The sequence below is a fragment of the Streptomyces sp. NBC_01428 genome, from assembly GCF_036231965.1.
GTDB lineage: Bacteria > Actinomycetota > Actinomycetes > Streptomycetales > Streptomycetaceae > Streptomyces.
The window spans coordinates 2294169-2312858 of sequence record NZ_CP109499.1 but is presented as its reverse complement, the minus strand read 5'-3'; the positions used below and the strand labels follow the sequence as shown (position 1 = coordinate 2312858).

Below are 18690 nucleotides of genomic sequence, written 5' to 3'. Positions count from 1 at the left end.
TCGGCGACGCGGCGAGGCGGGGCGGACCGCCGGGTAAAGCTTTTCCGCTGAACGGGCAACGGGATCCCCTCCCGCCGCAGGTGGGCGGAGCGGCCCAAGTGATGCGTGGGTGCGGCATCTTGACCGTTCGGTTGGTCCAGACCAATCATGGGGCCGCTCGTAGTCCGCCCCGGCGCGCAGGGCGGTCACCCGCACCGTCCACCCCCCCCATTGCCGGGAGTCTCCATGAGACCAGCCGCCACCATCCGCCCCCTCGCCGCCCTGACCGCGGTGCTCGCCGGGGCCGGCGCCCTGCTCGCCACGGCCGTCCCCGCACATGCCGACGCCGCTCCGCTGCCGGCGCACGTGGTCGCGCCCTACTTCGAGACGTACCAGCCGGACGACATCTCCGACCTCGCGGCCGCGTCCGGCAACAAGTACCTGACCCTGGCGTTCCTGCAGACCGAGAAGAAGGGGTCCTGCACCCCCTACTGGGACGGCGACACCTCGCTGCCGGTCGGGCAGGCGGCGTTCGGCGGCGAGATCGCCGACCTCCAGGGCCGGGGCGGCAACGCCATCCCGTCCTTCGGCGGTTACGCCGCCGACAACGGCGGCACCGAACTCGCCGACAGCTGCACCGACGTGAACGCGATCGCCGCCGCGTTCGAGAAGGTCGTCACCACCTACAACGTGCCCCGCATCGACCTCGACGTCGAGGACAACTCCCTCACCAACACGGCCGGCATCGACCGCCGCAACCAGGCGATCAAGAAGGTGCAGGACTGGGCCGCCGCCAACGGGCGCTCCGTCCAGTTCTCGTACACCCTCCCGACCACCACCAGCGGCCTGGCCGCCAGCGGTCTGAAGGTGCTGAAGAGCGCGAAGACCGCGGGCGCCCGCATCGACGTCGTCAACCTCATGACGTTCGACTACTACGACAACGCCACGCACCACATGGCGGACGACACGAAGACCGCGACGGCCGGACTCGCGAGCCAACTCGCCACGCTGCATCCGGAGATGACGACCGCGCAGATCTGGGCGTCCATCGGCGTCACCGAGATGCCGGGCATCGACGACTTCGGCGCCGCGGAGACGTTCACCACGGCCGACGCGGCGGCGGTGGACTCCTGGGCGAAGACGCAGGGGATCAACACCCTCTCGTTCTGGGCCCTCCAGCGGGACAACGGCGGCTGCCCCGGCACCGGCGGCAGCGACACCTGCTCCGGCATCGCCCAGGACACCTGGGCCTTCAGCCACGCCTTCGCGGACTTCAGCGGGCCCGGCACGCCGGTCCCCGACGACTTCGGGGTGGCCGTCGCCCCCGGCGCGGCCTCGGTCGCACCCGGCGGCAGCACCTCGGCCACCGTCTCCACCTCGGTGGTGTCCGGCGCGGCCCAGCAGGTGGCCCTGAAGGTGACGGGAGCCCCGACGGGCGTGACCGCCACGCTCAGCCCGGCCTCGGTGAAGGCCGGCGCCACCTCCGCGCTCTCGGTGACCACCACCTCGGCCACGGCGCCCGGAACCTACCCCCTCACGATCACCGGCACGGCGGGCTCCACCGCGCACACGGCGACGCTCACCCTGACCGTCACCGGCACGGGCGGCGGTGGCGGCGGAGCCGTCGTCAACGGCGGTCTGGAGACCGGCTCGCTCGCCCCGTGGACCTGCGCCGCGGGCAGCGGGATCACCACCACGACCGCGCACACCGGCACGCACGCCCTGGAGTCCGTGCCCAGCTCCTCGGCGACCGGCCAGTGCGAGCAGACGCTGACGCTGCTGCCGAAGACGAAGTACACCCTCAGCGGGTGGGTGCAGGGCTCCTACGCCTACCTGGGCGTGAGCGGAGGCGCGACGGCCAGCGGCTGGGCCTCGTCCGGCACCTGGACGAAGGTCTCGGTGCCGTTCACGACCGGCACCTCCGGCACCGTGACCGTGTACCTGCACGGCTGGTACGGCCAGGGCGCGGTCCACGGGGACGACCTCACCGTCGGCTGAGCCCCTTTTCCGAACGGGGGCGGCCCGATACGCCGGGCCGCCCCCGTTCGGCCGCCCCCCGAGGCCGGACGGCGTCGGGACCTGCTGTTCTACAGTGGCCAGTGTGCTCCGCGACGTGACTGCTGTTCGATACGTGACCCCGCTGACGGCGGGCGGCTCCGTTCCCGGGGTCGTCGAGGCCGACGACCTGGGGACCTACGTCGTGAAGTTCACCGGCGCGGCCCAGGGCCGCAAGGCGCTCGTCGCCGAGATCGTCGTCGGCGAACTGGCCCGCGCCCTCGGGCTGCGCTTCCCCGAGCTGGTCCTCGTCCACTTCGACCCGGCCGTCGGCGGGCACGAACCCCACCAGGAGGTCCAGGACCTGCTGCGGGCCAGCGCCGGGCTCAACCTCGGCATGGACTACCTGCCGGGCGCCCGCGACCTCACTCCCGAGGTCGCGCGGGCGTTCCCGGTCGACCCGCTGGAGGCGGGCAAGGTGGTCTGGCTGGACGCCCTCACCGTCAACGTGGACCGCACGGTGCACAGCTCGAACCTGATGGTGTGGCCCACCCTCGGGGTCGCGCCGCCCCGGCTGTGGCTGATCGACCACGGCGCCGCCCTCGTCTTCCACCACCGCTGGGACGCCTCGGCACCGGAGAAGGCGTACGACTTCAGGAGCCACGCGCTCGGCGGCTACGGCCCGGACACCCGGGCCGCCGACGCCGAACTCGCGCCGAAGGTGACGGAGGAGCTGCTGCGCGCGGTGCTGGCCGAGGTGCCCGACGCCTGGCTCACCGACGAGCCGGGCTTCGCGGGCCCCGACGCGCTCCGTGAGGCCTACGTCGGGTACCTCCTCGCGCGCGTGCGGGCCTCCGCCGCGTGGCTCCCCACGGACTTCCCGAGCCGTGAACAGCTCGCGGCGGAGGACGCCGACCGCGCGGAGCGGACCCAGCAGGGCCGCCCGGACTGGCTCAAACGCGTCCCTGACCTGCACGGCAAACCGGCGGCGGAACAGGACTGGTCGGTGCACCTCGGATGACCGACCGTACGACGGACCGGACCACGGACGGGACCACGGACGGGACCACGGATCGGATGGCGGAGCGGATGACGGACCCCCAGCGCGTACAGATCGAGTACTGCACCCAGTGCCGCTGGCTGCCCCGCGCCGCCTGGCTGGCCCAGGAACTGCTCACCACCTTCGAGACCGAGCTGGACGAGCTGTCCCTGAAGCCGGGCACCGGCGGCGTCTTCGTCGTCCGGGTCAACGACGAGGTGGTGTGGGACCGCCGAGAGCAGGGTTTCCCCGAACCCACGGCGGTCAAGCGCCTCGTACGCGACCGAGTGGCCCCGGAGAGATCCCTGGGCCACTCGGACCGTACGACGGACTGAGCCGGGTCAGCCGGCGAGCTGCTCGTAGGCCGGCAGCGTGAGGAAGTCCGCGTAGTCCTCGTCCAGCGCGACCTTCAGGAGCAGGTCGTGCGCCTGCTGCCAGGAGCCGGCCGCGAACGCCTCCTCGCCGATCTCGGCGCGGATGTCCGCGAGTTCCCGCGCGGCGATCTCGCGGGCCAGCTCCGGGGTGGCCGCCACGGTCTTCCCGTCGTGCTCGAAGACGACGCCGGCGTTGATCCACTGCCAGATCTGCGAGCGCGAGATCTCGGCGGTGGCGGCGTCCTCCATGAGGTTGAAGATCGCGACCGCGCCGAGCCCGCGCAGCCAGGCCTCGATGTAACGGATGCCGACCTGCACGGCGTTGACGAGACCGTCGTACGTCGGGCTCGCGTCGAGCGAGTCGACGGCGATGAGGTCACCGGCCGCGACCGACACGTCCTCGCGCAGCCGCTCCTTCTGGTTCGGCCGGTCGCCGAGCACCGCGTCGAAGGAGGCCATCGCGATCGGGACGAGGTCGGGGTGGGCCACCCACGAGCCGTCGAAACCGTCGCCGGCCTCACGGTCCTTGTCGGCCTTGACCTTCTCGAAGGCGACCTTGTTGACCTCCTCGTCGCGGCGCGAGGGGATGAACGCGGCCATGCCGCCGATCGCGTGCGCGCCCCGCCGGTGGCAGGTGCGGACGAGGAGCTCGGTGTACGCGCGCATGAACGGCGCGGTCATCGTCACCGCGTTGCGGTCCGGCAGGACGAACTTGGCGCCGCCGTCACGGAAGTTCTTGACGATGGAGAACAGGTAGTCCCAGCGGCCCGCGTTCAACCCGGCCGCGTGGTCGCGGAGTTCGTAGAGGATCTCGTCCATCTCGTAGGCGGCCGTGATCGTCTCGATCAGGACGGTCGCGCGGACCGTGCCCTGCGGGACCCCGACGTAGTCCTGCGCGAAGACGAACACCTCGTTCCACAGGCGCGCTTCGAGGTGCGACTCCGTCTTCGGCAGGTAGAAGTACGGGCCCTTGCCGAGATCGATGAGCCGCTGCGCGTTGTGGAAGAAGTACAGGCCGAAGTCGACCAGGGCGCCGGGCACGGGCGTGCCGTCGGCGGCGACGAGGTGACGTTCGTTCAGGTGCCAGCCGCGCGGGCGCATCACGACCGTCGCGAGCTCCTCGTTCGCCTTGAGGGCGTACGACTTGCCGGACCTCGGGTCGGTGAAGTCGATGTTCCGGGTGTAGGCGTCGATCAGGTTGACCTGACCGAGGACCACGTTCTCCCAGGTGGGGGCCGAGGCGTCCTCGAAGTCCGCGAGCCACACGCGGGCACCGGAGTTCAGGGCGTTGATGGTCATCTTACGGTCGGTGGGGCCGGTGATCTCGACACGGCGGTCGTTCAGCGCGGCCGGAGCGGGGGCGACCTTCCAGGAGTCGTCCGCGCGGATGGCCGCGGTCTCCGGGAGGAAGTCGAGGGTGGAGGTGCGGGCGATCTCGGCGCGGCGCTCGGCACGGCGGGCGAGGAGCTCGTCACGCCGGGGCGTGAACAGCCGGTGCAGCTCGGCCACGAAGGCGAGGGCCGCGTCGGTGAGGACCTCTTCCTGCCGGGGCAGGGGCTCGGCGTCGACGATGGCCAGCGGGGACGGCGCTGGTGCGGACATGAGCTGTCACTTCCTTCAGCGAACTACGTGCGGGCTGCTACGGGCTGTGCGGGTGGACCATGGCGGCGTCGACGCGCCGTGGCACCCGGTGCCAGGGCGCGGGGGGACGGCGCCGGGCGCCCTCGACACGGCGGGGCGCTTCTGATCAGTGGATACTAGTTTCCTCATGGTGGAAGTTCAATGGTTTGTTGATGTCGAGATTCTCTGAGTCGACAGAAGGTGGCGCTCAGTGCCACCCCGTTCACTCAAGGTGGACCAGGTCGGCCTCCGTGTCGATGTCGAAGGCCCGCGCGACGTCGCCGCACTCCACGAGTGTGATCGCGTCCTGATGGGCCTTCAGGTAGGCGCGCGCACCCCGGTCGCCGGTGGCGGTCGCCGCGATCCCCGCCCAGTGGTCCGCGCCGAAGAGCACCGGATGGCCGCGCTCCCCGTCGTACGCAGCCGCGGCGAGCGTCCGCGGCGAGCCGTACGCCCCGAGCACCCGCGCCACCGCCTCCGGGCCGATCCCCGGCTGGTCGACCAGTGACACCAGGGCGGCGGGTACCCCCGAGTCCGCCAGCGAACCGAGCCCCGCCCGCAGCGAGGAGCCCATGCCCTCCTCCCAGTCCGGGTTGTCCACGAGCACGCATCCGGACAGCGCGGCCCGTTCCCGTACCTCCTTCGCCTGCGCGCCCAGTACGACATGGACGCTCGCGCAGCCGCCGGCCCGCAACACCTCGACCGCGTGTTCGATGAGGGGGCGTCCCCGGTGGGACAGGAGTGCCTTGGGGCGACCCCCGAGGCGTCGCCCGCCACCGGCGGCCAGCAGCAGCCCGGCCACCTGGTCCTTGTTCTCCGTCATGTCCCCTGCATACCCGACCGGCCCCCGGCCCGCCTCGGAACCGGGCCGTGGCCCGCGATGTCCCCGGGCTGAATTTCGGTCCGGGCAGTGGCGCCCGGCGCACCGGGTGGCGTTTACTGGCCCGCGTCCCTCGGCGCCCGACCACCGCCACGGGGCGCGGTGCCGACGCGAGAAGGACCGACGCACGACGGTGTGCGAGGGGGAGAGCTGTGTTGCGGAGCTTGGGGCAGAGACCAGTGACGGGCAGCAACGAGGATCCGAGGGTGGCGGAACTGCGCACCGCCGTCTCCCGGCTGCGCCGTGAACTCGCCACGCATCCGGCCGAGTTCCCCGACCGGGGCATCGCCGAGGACGAACTGGCCGCGCTCGCCGCGATGGTGGCCGGCGGAGTCCCCGAGACACCCCGGCTGCGCCGCTCCCTGTTACTCATCGCCGGTTCGATCGGCTCGGTCAGCGCCCTCGCGACCCGCCTCGCGGACGTCCGCAACGCGGTCGACCTCTTCGGGGAGCCCCCGAGCGAGAACCGCCGCTGACGCCACGGCGGTTCCGCCGCGCCGCCCCGGCCTGCGACCGGCGTCTCACCCGCGCCTGCGGATGACTCCGCGCTCGGTGGCCGCCGCCACCGCCGACGTGCGGGAGTCCACGCCCAACTTGGCGTAGATGTGCACCAGATGGGACTTCACGGTGGCCTGGCTCAGGAACAGCTTCTTGCTGATCTGCTGGTTCGAGAGGCCGTCCTTGACCAGTTCGAGGACCTCCAGCTCGCGGCGGCTCAGCGCGGCGGCCGGCGCGCGCATCCGGTCCATGAGGCGGTCGGCGACCGCCGGGGCGAGGGCCGAGTGACCCGAGGCCGCCGTCCGCACGGCCGCCGACAGCTCCTCGGGCGGGGCGTCCTTGAGGAGGTAGCCGCAGGCGCCCGCCTCGACGGCGGCGAGGATGTCCGCGTCGGTGTCGTACGTCGTGAGGACCAGCACCCGCGGGGCGCCGGGGCGCGCCGTGATCGCCGCGGTGGCCTCGGCGCCGTGCAGGCCGGCACCGAACTGCAGGTCCATGAGGACGACGTCCACCCCGCCCGCCAAGGCGCGTTCCACCGCGGCCTCCGCCGTCGGCGCCTCCCCGACGATCTCGAAGTCCGGCTCCGCGGACAGCACCGCGCGCAGTCCGGCGCGGACGACCGGGTGATCGTCCGCGAGCAGCAGCCTGACGCTCACGCGGGGCTCCCGACGGTGTGCGGCCGGGGACGGCGGCCATCACTCACGGGCGTGTTCCCCGCGGGCTCCGCGGCGGCGGGCAGCGGCAGGGTGACAGCCACCGCCGTACCCTGCCCGGGCGCCGACTCGACGGTGAACGTGCCGCCCAGCGACTCCGCGCGCGAACGCATCGCGGGCAGCCCGAAGCCGCCGTCCGTACGGTCCTCGTCCCCGCCGCCCGGGTACGGTCCGACCGCGCCGGGGGCGAAGCCGACACCGTCGTCGACCACGTCCAGCGCCACCGCGGTGTCCATGAAGCTGAGCGTGATCTCCGCACGGTCCGCCCGCGCGTGCCGCAGCGTGTTGCCGAGCGCCGACTGCGCGATCCGCAGCAGAGCCACCTCGTACGGCGTCGGGAGAGCCGCGGGCGGTCCGCTCACCGAGAAGCGAACCGCGGGACCGCCCACGGCGGGCGCACGGCACAGCCGCTCCAGCGCCGCGCCGAGCGAGCCCCCGTCCAGGCCGGGTGGCGTCAGGGCGCGGACGAATCGGCGGGCCTCGGCCAGGTTGTCCTGCGCCGTCGAGCGGGCCTGCTCCAGGTGCGGGGCCGCCGGGGCGTCCGGGGGCAGCAGGCGCTGAGCGGCCCGCAGCAGCAGCTGGATGCTGGACAGACCCTGGGCGAGCGTGTCGTGGATCTCGTGGGCGAGCCGTTCCCGTTCGGCGAGCGTGCCCGCCGTGCGCTCGGCCTCGGCCAGTTCCGCGCGGGTGGCGACGAGTTCCTCGATCAGGGCACGGCGGCGCTCGCTCTCCTGGTAGAGCGCTTCGTAGCCGAGCACCGTGGCCGCCGCGACCGCCGCCCCGAGGAGCGGTCCGATGAACGCCCCGGGAGTCAGCGGCGCGCCGTGCGCCACGAAGCTCGCGATGGCCGCTCCCGCGGTCAGCGTCACGGCCGGCACGCTCCAGCGCGTCGGCAGCAGGTGCAGCTGGAGGAAGTAGAGAGGGAACGCCACCCACAACGCGTCCGGTGACAGCGCGACGAGGATCAGCCAGCTCGCGGTCAGCGCCGCCAGCCAGACCGCGGCCGCGCGGCGCGAGCGCCGCACCCTCGTACTGAACGAGCCCGCCGCGAACACCGCGCCGGTCATGATCACCGACAGGACGACGCCCCGCGGATGGGCGCTGTCCCCGGACCGGACGGCGGCCAGCGCCAGCAGCCCCGCGAGCAGGGCGTACAGGCACAGGCGCAGGGTGGTCAGGACGGGGGAGCGGCGGGGGACATTCATGGTCGTTCCAGGGTAGGCGGATGCCCCCGGACCCCGGTCAACCGAAAGGTTGAAAGCTGCCGCCCCCCTTCGCCCCCTTTCGCCGCCTCGGCGCACCCCCGACCGGTCCGCCTTCCGGCGCGGCTCCGCTCCGCCTTTCGACGCCGCGGAACCATGCCCGGGTGCGATGCCCCGGAGCAGGCCCCGGCCGCAGGCTGGGAGGCATGTTCGTCGCATGGAGAGACCTCCGGTTCGCCAAGGGGCGGTTCACCCTGATGGGCGCCGTGGTCGTGCTGATCACCCTGCTCGTGGGGCTGCTGTCCGGCCTGACCGCCGGGCTCGCCGAGGAGAACACCTCGGCCGTCACCGGGCTGCCCGCCGACCACCTCGCCTTCGCCGCGCCGCCCACCGGGCAGTCGGTGTCCTTCACCGGCGCAGAGGTCTCCTCGCGCGCCGTACGGACCTGGGCCGACCGTCCGGGGGTCGTCTCCGCCGAGCCGGTCGGCGTGCGCACCCTGAACGCGTCCGCCGGGCACCGTACGGCCGCGGTGTCGTCGTTCGCCGTGCGGCCGGGCTCCGGGATCGCGCCGGCCGGGGTCGGCCCCGGCCGCGTCGTCCTCTCCGAGAAGGCGGCCACCGAGCTGTCCGCCGGCCCCGGGGACCGGGTGACGCTCGGCGGAACCGCGCGGACCGTCGCCGCGGTGTCCGGACACGCCGCGTACAGCCACACCCCGGTGGTGTGGACCGAGCCCGCCGGGCCGGCGACCGTGATCGCGCTGCGGACCGACGGCGCGGACCTGGCGGCCGGTGACCGGGCGGCGGGCACGAAGACCCTGGCCAAGGCCGACGCCCTCACCGCCATCGGCTCCTACCGGGCCGAGAACGGCTCCCTCCAGCTCATGCGCGGATTCCTCTTCGCCATCTCGGCCCTGGTCATCGGCGCGTTCTTCACGGTCTGGACGATCCAGCGGTCCCCCGACATCGCCGTCCTGAAGGCGCTCGGCGCCTCGACGCCGTACCTGCTGCGCGACGCGCTCGGCCAGGCGGCCCTGATGCTCACCGCCGGAACCCTGCTCGGCACCGGACTCGCCGCAGGAGCCGGCGCCCTCGTGCGCGGCGTCGACGTCCCGTTCGTCCTGGACGGCCCGACCGTGCTCGTACCCGCCGCCGTGCTGATCGCCCTCGGCACGCTCGGCGCGGGTCTCTCCGTCCGCCGGATCACCGCCGTCGACCCGCTGACCGCCCTGGGAAGCGCCCGCTGAAGGCGCCGGAACCATCGGACCGACCACCAGGAAGTGCCCTCATGAGCCTGACCCTCGACACCGTCACCCTCACCTACCCGGACGGCGACGGGCGCCTGACCGCGCTCGACGAGGTCGGCCTCGTCGTGCCGCCCGGAACCGTCACCGCCGTCGTCGGCCCCTCGGGATCCGGCAAGTCCAGCCTCCTCGCGGTCGCGGCGACCCTGGCCACCCCCGACCGCGGGCGCGTCCTCGTCGGCGGTACGGACACGGCGACGCTGCGGCCCGCGGAACGGGCCGTCCTGCGCAGACGCGAGATCGGGATCGTGTTCCAGCAGCCGAACCTGCTGCCCTCGCTGACCGCCCTGGAGCAGCTCCAGGTCATGGGACACCTGGACGGGAGACGTCATGTGACGTCCCGTGCACGGGAGTTGCTGGCGGCGGTGGGGCTCGGCGACCTCGCGCACCGCCGGCCGCACCAGCTCTCGGGCGGCCAGCGGCAGCGGGTGAACATCGCCCGCGCCCTGGTCAGCGAACCGTCCGTGCTCCTGGTCGACGAACCGACCAGCGCCCTCGACCACGAGCGCGGCGCGGCCGTCCTCGGCCTGCTGCTGCGGCTGACCCGTGAGCGGCGAACGGCCACCGTCCTCGTCACGCACGACCGCGCCCGCCTCGAAGAGGCGGACGCGGTGCGGGAGATGCGGGACGGGCGGCTGGACCCGCTCGCCGTGACGGCCGCGAACGGCTGACCCAGGCGACGGCCGAGCGCGGCCGAGGACGCGGTGGAGCGGTCAGACGGCGCCGGGTCCCGAACTGGCCAGCGCCTGCGACAGCTCGGCCGCGACCTGCTGGAGCACCGGCACGATCTTGTCGGTGGCGGCCTCGGTGACCCGGCCCGCGGGGCCGGAGATGGAGATCGCGGCGGCGGTGGGGGAGTCGGGCACCGGGACGGCCAGGCAGCGCACGCCGATCTCCTGCTCGTTGTCGTCCACCGCGTACCCGGTGCGACGCACGTCCTCCAGCGCCGCGAGGAAACCGTCCGGCGTGGTGATCGTCTTCTCCGTCGCCGCCGGCATGCCCGTACGGGCGAGGAGCGCGCGCACCTCGTCGGCCGAGGCGTGCGCCAGCAGGGCCTTGCCGACGCCCGTGGAGTGCGGCAGCACCCGGCGGCCCACCTCGGTGAACATGCGCATCGAGTGCTTGGAGGGCACCTGCGCCACGTACACGATCTCGTCGCCGTCGAGCAGCGCCATGTTCGCCGTCTCGCCGGTCTCCTCGACGAGGCGCGCGAGGTAGGGACGGGCCCAGGTGCCGAGCAGCCGGGAGGCGGACTCGCCGAGGCGGATGAGGCGGGGGCCGAGCGCGTACCGGCGGTTGGTCTGCTGGCGTACGTACCCGCAGGCCACCAGGGTGCGCATCAGGCGGTGGATGGTGGGCAGCGGCAGCCCGCTGCTCGCGGAGAGCTCGCTCAGGCCGACCTCGCCCCCGGCGTCCGCCATGCGCTCCAGCAGATCGAAGGCGCGCTCCAGGGACTGGACGCCACCACTGGGAGCGGGTGATTTGGCGGCGTCGGTGGTGCTGGCGCTGGACGGCGACACGGCGGCGGTCCTTTCAGGGCGCAGAATCGAGAGACATGACCCGAAGGCTCTCGATCAGGGCGGTGGCCGGTGACGGACGGGCAGGGACGCAGCCTACCCGGCAGTCGGTTGACTCCCTGGTTGTACGTCACTACGTTCTGCTTGCCGGAAGTCTACTTCCGCTTTGTGGAAACATCCAGAGAGTGGGGATGACGGATGGAGAGCACGGGGGACTCTTGACGGCACGGGGGTCGGAGTGAAGACTCCTTCAACAGAACGTTGAATTTCGTTACGTGGAAGTAAACCCGCGTCGACGGGGGTCAACGGCGGCAGAGAGAGGGGTCCGGGTGTCCGACGTCGAACTGGTGCTGCGCTCGACGCGCGTCATCACTCCCGAAGGGACGCGCGCCGCTTCGGTCGCGGTCACCGCGGGGAAGATCACGGCCGTGCTTCCGTACGACGCCGAGGTGCCGGCCGGTGCCCGGCTCGAGGACTTCGGCGACGACGTCCTGCTCCCCGGCCTGGTCGACACGCACGTCCATGTGAACGACCCCGGCCGCACCGAGTGGGAGGGGTTCTGGACCGCGACCCGCGCCGCGGCCGCCGGCGGCATCACCACCCTCGTCGACATGCCGCTCAACTCCCTGCCGCCGACGACGACGGTGGACAACCTCCGCACGAAGCGGGATGTCGCCCGGCCCAAGGCGCACATCGACGTCGGCTTCTGGGGCGGCGCGCTCCCGGACAACGTCAAGGACCTGCGACCCCTGCACGAGGCGGGCGTCTTCGGGTTCAAGGCGTTCCTCTCGCCCTCCGGTGTCGAGGAGTTCCCCGAGCTGGACCAGGAGCAGCTGACCCGCTCCCTCGCCGAGATCGCGGGCTTCGGCGGCCTGCTGATCGTCCACGCCGAGGACCCGCACCACCTGGCCGCCGCCCCGCAGAAGGGCGGCCAGAAGTACGCCGACTTCCTCGCCTCGCGCCCCCGCGACGCCGAGGACACCGCCATCGAGAGCCTCGTCGCGCAGGCCCGGCGCCTCGACGCCCGGGTGCACGTGCTGCACCTGTCGTCGAGCGACGCCCTCCCGCTGATCGCCGCCGCGAAGGCCGACGGCGTCCGGCTCACCGTGGAGACCTGCCCGCACTACCTCACCCTGACCGCCGAGGAAGTCCCGGACGGCGCCAGCGAGTTCAAGTGCTGCCCGCCCATCCGCGAGGCCGCCAACCAGGACCTGCTCTGGCAGGCGCTGGCCGACGGCACCATCGACTGTGTCGTCACCGACCACTCGCCGTCCACCGCCGACCTCAAGACGGACGACTTCGCCACCGCCTGGGGCGGCATCTCCGGCCTCCAGCTCAGCCTGTCCGCCGTCTGGACCGAGGCCCGCAAGCGCGGCCACGGACTGGAGGACGTGGTCCGCTGGATGTCCTCCCGCACGGCCGAACTGGTCGGCCTCGGCGACCGCAAGGGCGCCATCGCACCGGGCCGGGACGCCGACTTCGCGGTTCTCGCCCCCGACGAGACCTTCACCGTCGACCCGGCGGCGCTCCAGCACCGCAACCGGGTCACGGCCTACGCCGGCAAGACCCTCAGCGGTGTCGTCAAGTCGACCTGGCTGCGCGGCGAACGCATCGTCGCCGCGGGCGAGTTCACCGACCCCACCGGACAGCTCCTCACCCGGAACCCGTAGCCCCTCCGGCCCCCGGGGTCCGCCCTCCGCCCCCTCGCGGGACGCGTCGACCCCGGCCCCCCACCCCCGAACCGCACCACCGACCGCCGTACCGCACTCCGGCACCCGCATCCGCAACGGCCGACCCCCGAAAGGCAGATCGATCATCGTGACGGCGCAGAACCCGCCCGTTTTGGCCACCTTCACCGGAGACGCGAACCCCTACGGAGGCGGCGACCCGTACGCGGACTACCGCACCGCCGACTTCCCGTTCACCCAGTACGCCAACCTCGCCGACCGGCAGCTCGGCGCCGGGGTGGTGGCCGCCAACGACGAGTTCTTCGCCCAGCGCGAGAACCTGCTCGTGCCCGGCGCCGCCGAGTTCGACCCCGAGCACTTCGGGCACAAGGGCAAGATCATGGACGGCTGGGAGACCCGGCGCCGCCGCGGCGTCTCGGCCGGGCACCCGTGGCCGACCGCCGAGGACCACGACTGGGCCCTGGTCCGCCTCGGCGCCCCCGGCGTGATCCGCGGCATCGTGGTCGACACGGCCCACTTCCGCGGCAACTACCCGCAGGCGGTGTCCGTCGAGGGCACCTCGCTGCCGGGTTCGCCGTCCCCCGAGGAACTCCTCGCGGACGACGTGAAGTGGACGACCCTCGTACCCCGCACGGCGGTCGGCGGCCACGCGGCCAACGGGTTCTCCGTCCTGGCCGAACAGCGCTTCACCCACCTGCGCGTCAACCAGCACCCCGACGGCGGCATCGCCCGGCTGCGTGTGTACGGCGAGGTCGTGCCCGACCCGCGCTGGCTGTCCGTGCTCGGCGCCTTCGACGTCGTCGCCCTGGAGAACGGCGGCCAGGTCGAGGACGCCTCCGACCGCTTCTACTCCCCGGCCACGAACACCATCCAGCCGGGCCGCTCCCGCAAGATGGACGACGGCTGGGAGACCCGCCGTCGCCGTGACGACGGCAACGACTGGATCCGCTACCAGCTCGTCGCCCAGTCCGAGATCCGCGCGGTCGAGATCGACACGGCGTACCTGAAGGGCAACAGCGCCGGATGGGCGTCGGTGTCGGTCCGCGACGGCGACGAGGGGGAGTGGACCGAGGTCCTGCCCCGCACCCGCCTCCAGCCCGACACCAACCACCGCTTCACCCTCGACGCACCGGTCGTCGGCACCCACGCGCGCGTGGACATCTTCCCGGACGGCGGCATCTCCCGCCTGCGCCTCTTCGGCTCCCTGACGGAGGACGGCGCCTCCCGGCTGGCCGCCCGCCACCAGGAACTGGGCGGCTGACCCCTCCGGCCCACCGCCCGCGGTACGCGTCACCGCCCTGCCCGACCGCCGCACCGCGTCACCGCCCCGCCCGGCCGGTGACCGCGCACCTGGGGGCCGCATCGGAATCGATGCGGCCCCCAGGCCGTGACGGCGCCCGGTGCGCCCGGACGGACCCTGTCCCTCGGGGTGCCCCAGGGGGCGCTCCCCGTGCCTCGGGGGCGCGCGCCGGTCATCTCGTGTGCCGGCCGACCTCAGGCGTGGGCTGTGCCCGGCCCCCTGCGAGGGCCCGCGTCCGGCGGTGTCACGCCGCGTGGCCGCCGTCCACGGCGAACTCCGCGCCGGTGACGTAGGCGGCCCCGCTCCCGGCCAGGTACGCGACCATCGACGCCACCTCGTCGGCGGCGGCGAAGCGGCCCACGGCGGTCAGGGCCACCTGGCCGGACGCGAACGGGCCGTCCGCCGGATTCATGTCGGTGTCGGTCGGGCCGGGGTGGACGATGTTGGCGGTCACTCCGCGCCCGCCCAGTTCCCGCGCGAGGGCCTTGGTCAGGCCGATCAGCGCGGACTTGCTCGTCGCGTAGAGGGTCCCGCCGGGACCGGGGACCCGCTGGGTCATGCAGCTCCCGATCGTGATGATCCGGCCGCCCGCCCCGAGGTGCGGCGCGGCCGCCTGCGACGTCAGGAAGACCCCCCGGACATTGACGGCGAGCACGTGGTCGACGTCCGCCAGGGACAGCGACTCCAGAGGTCCCAGCACGCCCGCACCCGCGTTGTTGACGAGCACGTCGAGCCGCCCGAACTCCTCGACGACCCGGTCCACCACCGCGCCGGCCTGGACCGCGTCGGAGGAGTCCGCGCACAGCGCGAGCCCCCGGACGCCGAGCGCCTCGACGGCCCGTACGACCTCCGCCGCCGCCTCTTTGCCGCGCACATAGGTGACGGCCACGTCCGCACCCTCACGGGCGAGGCGCAGCGCGGTCGCGGCCCCGATGCCCCGGCCGCCCCCGGTCACGAGGGCCACCTTTCCCTTCATGCCGTCCCTGTCGTCCCTGCCGTCCATGCCATCCCTGCCGTCCGTTCCCGTGCCGCTGTTCGTGCCGTTCGCGATGTCCTGAGAAGTCATGGGTCCATCCCAGCGGCCGGGAGCCGGCGAAGCTGGCGGCCAACGGACGCCGTGCTCACCGCACCCTGCCCCGGGCCGGCCGGCCCGGCCCCTGTCCCGGCAGCTCACCCGATGGGCCGGAACCTTCAGCTCCGCTTCCCTCGTTCTTCCGGCGTGACCCTTCAGCAAGAGATCGTCGGCAACGCCATGCAGATGGCGGTCGTGAGCCTGCACCCCGGCCAGACCGTGTACTGCGAGGCGGGGAAGTTCCTCTTCAAGACGACCGGCGTGACCATGGAGACCCGGCTCTCCGGTCCGCCGGGCGGCGGCGGTGCAGCCGGAGGCGGTGCGCCGCAGGCCGGCGGCGGCGGCGGCATGGGCGGGATGCTCCGCCAGGCCATGGGCACCGCCATGCAGGCCGGTCAGCGCGCTCTCGCGGGAGAGTCCCTCGCGTTCCAGTACTTCACGGCGGTGGGCGGCGAGGGCACCGTCGGGTTCGCAGGCGTGCTGCCCGGCGAGATGCGCGCCCTGGAACTGGACGGCACGCGCGCGTGGTTCGCCGAGAAGGACGCCTTCGTGGCGGCGGAGTCGAGCGTGCGGTTCGGAATCGCCTTCCAGGGCGGCCGGACCGGGCGCAGCGGCGGCGAGGGATTCGTCCTGGAGAAGTTCACCGGGCAGGGCACGGTGATCATCGCGGGTGCGGGCAACTTCATCGACCTGAACCCGGCGGACTTCGGCGGCCGCATCGAGGTCGACACGGGCTGCGTCGTCGCCTTCGAGGACGGCATCCGCTACGGCGTCCAGCGCATCGGCGGCCTGAACCGGCAGGGCCTGATGAACGCGGTCTTCGGCGGTGAGGGACTGTCGCTCGCCACCCTTGAGGGTGACGGCCAGGTCATCCTCCAGTCCCTCACCATCGAGGGCCTCGCCAACGCCCTGAGGAAGGCCCAGGGCGGCGACAAGCAGGGTCCGACGGGCGGGCTCTTCTCGACGAACGAGGGGTGAGACGGGCGGGCGACGACCGCCGGCCCGGCCGACGGGGGCGGAGGGGTCCGGGCCGACGGAGACGGAGGCGTCCGGGTGCGGGGCGCGGACCGGTGCACCGGCGGGGCTTGTGGAGGTCGCGGGGATGCCCTGCGGGGACTCCGTGCAGGCCGTTAACTCGGGGAAAAATCATCGGACGTGCCGGGAGAAAACAGCCGCCTTGACATTGACATGCCATGGTCTACGCGCGTCATGGTGGATCCATGAGATTCCCCCCACGTACCACTCGTATCGGTGCCCTCGTGGCCCTCATGTCCGCCCTCCTCGTGGGCGGCACCGCCGTCGTCCCGGCCAACGCCGCAGCGGCCTCCGTCGGCAGCATCTGTTACGGCGCGCTGCCGTCGCAGGCGCACGACACGCTCGACCTGATCGACGCGGGAGGGCCCTTCCCCTACTCGCAGGACGGCGTCGTCTTCCAGAACCGCGAGGGCGTCCTGCCCTCCCAGTCCTCCGGGTACTACCACGAGTACACGGTCATCACCCCGGGCTCGTCGACCCGGGGCGCCCGCCGCATCGTCACCGGCGAGGAGACCCAGGAGGACTACTACACGGCCGACCACTACGTGACGTTCGACCTGGTCGACTTCGGCTGCTGACGCCGGCCCGGCGCCGAGTCCCCACGGCTCGGCGCCACGGCCCGGCGGCCTGATCGCGCGACGGCTCCACAGCGTGGCGGCGTGATGGTGTGACGGCTTGACGGCGCGAGGAGCGGAGCGGGACTGCGGGGTCGGCCCCCGTGTGTGCGGGTGGCCGGCCCCGTGGTGCGTCCCGGGGCAGCTGCTGCCGCCCTCTTCAGGTACGGCTGCTCTCCGCGGCCGCGAACAGGGCGAACGCCAGGACGACGAGTGCGGCGCTCGCGTAGATCTCGTAGCCGTCCAGGAAGCCGAGCCGCCGCACGATGCCCCATCCGCGCAGCAGCCCGGTGATCTCCTGGACCAGACCGAGAACGCCCTGCACCAGGGCGATGAATCCGAGCACCTCCAGCAGCTGCTTCATGTCATGACCCTCGCCCCGCGCGCGTGCCGCGCGCATCGGCCGCGGGGCGCGTGCGGGCGGCGGAAAGTCGGCCCGTGCGGCGGCCCCGCTCCGACGAAAGTCTGAAGCCTGCCGACTTTGGTCGGTGAAGGTGCCGACGGGGAGGTGGCCGCGGGTTCGGCTGCGTAGATTTGTCGACCGTGAGTGGTGACGATTCGGCCCGCGTGCCGCGAGACGTTCCGGTGCCGACCCTGCGGGGCCGGCGCTGGCTGCTGCCGTCCGCCGTGGCCGCGGACCTCGACCCCGACGCCGAGCGGAACGGCCGCTCCGGTCGGCCCCGGCGCACCGTGCGCGACTGGATCGTCGACTTCGGCTGTTTCCTTCTGGCCGTCGGAGTGGGTATCGCGGCAGCGAACACGCTGGCCGACGACCCCAACACCCCGCACGCCCTCGCGGTCGCCGACCAGTGGGTCGGAGCGGTCGCCTGCGCGGCCGTCTGGCTGCGGCGCCGCTGGCCGCTCGGGCTGGCCGTCGCGCTCATCCCCGTCGGACTCATCTCGACCACCTCGGGCGGCGCCGGGCTCGTCGCCCTGTTCACCCTCGCCGTCCACCGGCCCTTCCGGTACGTGGCCTGGATCGCCGGCGCGCAGCTCGCCCTCCTCCCGGCGTACTTCCTGCTGCGGCCCGACCCGGACCTGTCGTACCCCGTCGCCCTCGCGGTCACCGTGCTGCTCACCTCGGCGGTGGTCGGCTGGGGCATGTTCGTACGGTCCAAGCGCCAGCTCATGCTGAGTCTGCGGGACCGGGCGCGACGGGCCGAGACCGAGGCGGCGCTGCGGGCCGAGCAGGCGCAGCAGCTCGCCCGCGAGTCCATCGCGCGCGAGATGCACGACGTGCTCGCCCACCGGCTCACCCTCCTGAGCGTGCACGCCGGGGCCCTGGAGTTCCGGCCCGACGCGCCGCGGGAGGAGGTCGCCAGGGCCGCCGGGATCATCCGGGAGAGCGCGCACGAGGCACTGCAGGATCTGCGGGAGATCATCGGAGTGCTGCGGGCGTCGGACTCCGACGACGGGGGGCGGCCGCAGCCCACGCTCGCGGCGCTCGACGGGCTGGTCGCGGAGTCGCGCTCCGCGGGCATGAAGGTGGTCCTCGACAACCAGGTCGCCGACCCCGACGCCGTGCCCGCGTCCGTCGGCCGCACGGCGTACCGCATCGCGCAGGAGGGACTGACGAACGCGCGCAAGCACGCGCCGGGCACGGAGGTCACCGTGTCGGTGCGGGGAGCGGCCGGGGACGGTCTGACCGTGTCCGTCGTCAACCCCGCCCCGTCGGGAGAGGTGCCGTCGGTTCCGGGGTCCGGGCAGGGGCTGATCGGGCTGCGGGAGCGGGCCACGCTCGCGGGTGGGCGGCTTCAGCACGGGGACGAGGGTGACGGGGGGTTTCGGGTGGCGGCATGGTTGCCGTGGGGGTGACCGGTCCGTGAGGGCGGCTGCGCGCCGGGCGTTCCGGATTCCGCCGGT

The 18690-nt window shown here is 73.1% G+C and carries 18 protein-coding genes; 11 read left to right on the top strand and 7 right to left on the bottom strand.

Annotation, left to right across the window (positions count from 1 at the left end; genetic code table 11):
* The first annotated feature begins 225 nt into the window (after nt 1–225).
* From OG406_RS10005 to OG406_RS09995, 3 genes are all read left to right on the top strand, one after another.
* Nucleotides 226–1977: a glycosyl hydrolase family 18 protein gene (locus tag OG406_RS10005; RefSeq protein WP_329185348.1), complete on the top strand. Its 1752-nt coding sequence runs from the start codon at nt 226–228 to the stop codon at nt 1975–1977.
* Nucleotides 1978–2080: 103 nt separating this feature from the next.
* Nucleotides 2081–2995 carry a HipA family kinase gene (locus OG406_RS10000; protein WP_081221882.1) on the top strand — a complete coding sequence of 305 codons (915 nt, stop codon included), beginning with the start codon at nt 2081–2083 and terminating at the stop codon, nt 2993–2995.
* 68 nt (nt 2996–3063) lie between these two features.
* Entirely contained in the window at nt 3064–3348 is a 285-nt protein-coding gene (locus tag OG406_RS09995) for a SelT/SelW/SelH family protein (RefSeq protein ID WP_164370396.1), read from the top strand.
* Nucleotides 3349–3354: 6 nt separating this feature from the next.
* On the opposite strand, the gene aceB is transcribed toward OG406_RS09995, so the two are convergent.
* The gene (gene aceB, locus OG406_RS09990; protein WP_164370318.1) at nt 3355–4989 is read right to left on the bottom strand and encodes a malate synthase A; all 1635 of its coding nucleotides are present in this window, start codon (nt 4987–4989) and stop codon (nt 3355–3357) included.
* Between the two features lie 241 nt (nt 4990–5230).
* The gene (locus OG406_RS09985) at nt 5231–5830 is read right to left on the bottom strand and encodes a nucleotidyltransferase family protein (RefSeq protein ID WP_266851690.1); all 600 of its coding nucleotides are present in this window, start codon (nt 5828–5830) and stop codon (nt 5231–5233) included.
* Nucleotides 5831–6039: 209 nt separating this feature from the next.
* On the opposite strand from OG406_RS09985, the gene OG406_RS09980 reads away from it, so the two are divergent.
* Complete coding sequence (locus OG406_RS09980; protein ID WP_329185346.1) at nt 6040–6363, top strand: DUF5955 family protein; 324 nt, start codon at nt 6040–6042, stop codon at nt 6361–6363.
* A gap of 45 nt (nt 6364–6408) precedes the next feature.
* Here OG406_RS09980 and OG406_RS09975 read toward each other — a convergent pair whose 3' ends face one another.
* Nucleotides 6409–7041: a response regulator transcription factor gene (locus OG406_RS09975; protein ID WP_329185344.1), complete on the bottom strand. Its 633-nt coding sequence runs from the start codon at nt 7039–7041 to the stop codon at nt 6409–6411.
* Nucleotides 7038–8303, bottom strand: coding sequence for a sensor histidine kinase (locus OG406_RS09970; protein ID WP_329185342.1), 1266 nt, complete (start codon nt 8301–8303; stop codon nt 7038–7040). Before OG406_RS09970 ends, OG406_RS09975 begins: the two co-directional genes overlap by 4 nt.
* A gap of 203 nt (nt 8304–8506) precedes the next feature.
* Between OG406_RS09970 and OG406_RS09965 the strand changes: the two genes are divergently transcribed.
* On the top strand, nt 8507–9544 hold the full coding sequence (locus OG406_RS09965) for an ABC transporter permease (RefSeq protein WP_326842074.1): 1038 nt from the start codon (nt 8507–8509) through the stop codon (nt 9542–9544).
* Nucleotides 9545–9585: 41 nt separating this feature from the next.
* Nucleotides 9586–10272 (top strand): ABC transporter ATP-binding protein, encoded by a 687-nt coding sequence (locus OG406_RS09960; RefSeq protein WP_326842073.1) that lies wholly within the window; start codon nt 9586–9588, stop codon nt 10270–10272.
* Between the two features lie 42 nt (nt 10273–10314).
* Here the strand turns inward: OG406_RS09960 and OG406_RS09955 are convergent, their stop codons facing one another.
* Nucleotides 10315–11121, bottom strand: coding sequence for an IclR family transcriptional regulator (locus tag OG406_RS09955; protein ID WP_081220106.1), 807 nt, complete (start codon nt 11119–11121; stop codon nt 10315–10317).
* Between the two features lie 326 nt (nt 11122–11447).
* On the opposite strand from OG406_RS09955, the gene allB reads away from it, so the two are divergent.
* Nucleotides 11448–12788 carry an allantoinase AllB gene (gene allB / locus OG406_RS09950; RefSeq protein WP_164370324.1) on the top strand — a complete coding sequence of 447 codons (1341 nt, stop codon included), beginning with the start codon at nt 11448–11450 and terminating at the stop codon, nt 12786–12788.
* A 148-nt stretch (nt 12789–12936) separates the two neighbouring features.
* Entirely contained in the window at nt 12937–14067 is a 1131-nt protein-coding gene (gene alc / locus OG406_RS09945; RefSeq protein WP_266617361.1) for an allantoicase, read from the top strand.
* 283 nt (nt 14068–14350) lie between these two features.
* Here alc and OG406_RS09940 read toward each other — a convergent pair whose 3' ends face one another.
* On the bottom strand, nt 14351–15082 hold the full coding sequence (locus tag OG406_RS09940; protein WP_164370397.1) for a 3-oxoacyl-ACP reductase family protein: 732 nt from the start codon (nt 15080–15082) through the stop codon (nt 14351–14353).
* A 243-nt stretch (nt 15083–15325) separates the two neighbouring features.
* On the opposite strand from OG406_RS09940, the gene OG406_RS09935 reads away from it, so the two are divergent.
* Nucleotides 15326–16156 carry an AIM24 family protein gene (locus OG406_RS09935; protein WP_164370326.1) on the top strand — a complete coding sequence of 277 codons (831 nt, stop codon included), beginning with the start codon at nt 15326–15328 and terminating at the stop codon, nt 16154–16156.
* Nucleotides 16157–16398: 242 nt separating this feature from the next.
* On the top strand, nt 16399–16791 hold the full coding sequence (locus OG406_RS09930; protein ID WP_266851676.1) for a ribonuclease domain-containing protein: 393 nt from the start codon (nt 16399–16401) through the stop codon (nt 16789–16791).
* A 196-nt stretch (nt 16792–16987) separates the two neighbouring features.
* Here the strand turns inward: OG406_RS09930 and OG406_RS09925 are convergent, their stop codons facing one another.
* Nucleotides 16988–17191 carry a hypothetical protein gene (locus OG406_RS09925; RefSeq protein ID WP_164370328.1) on the bottom strand — a complete coding sequence of 68 codons (204 nt, stop codon included), beginning with the start codon at nt 17189–17191 and terminating at the stop codon, nt 16988–16990.
* Between the two features lie 179 nt (nt 17192–17370).
* On the opposite strand from OG406_RS09925, the gene OG406_RS09920 reads away from it, so the two are divergent.
* Complete coding sequence (locus OG406_RS09920; protein WP_266617363.1) at nt 17371–18642, top strand: sensor histidine kinase; 1272 nt, start codon at nt 17371–17373, stop codon at nt 18640–18642.
* Nucleotides 18643–18690: the final 48 nt, after the last annotated feature.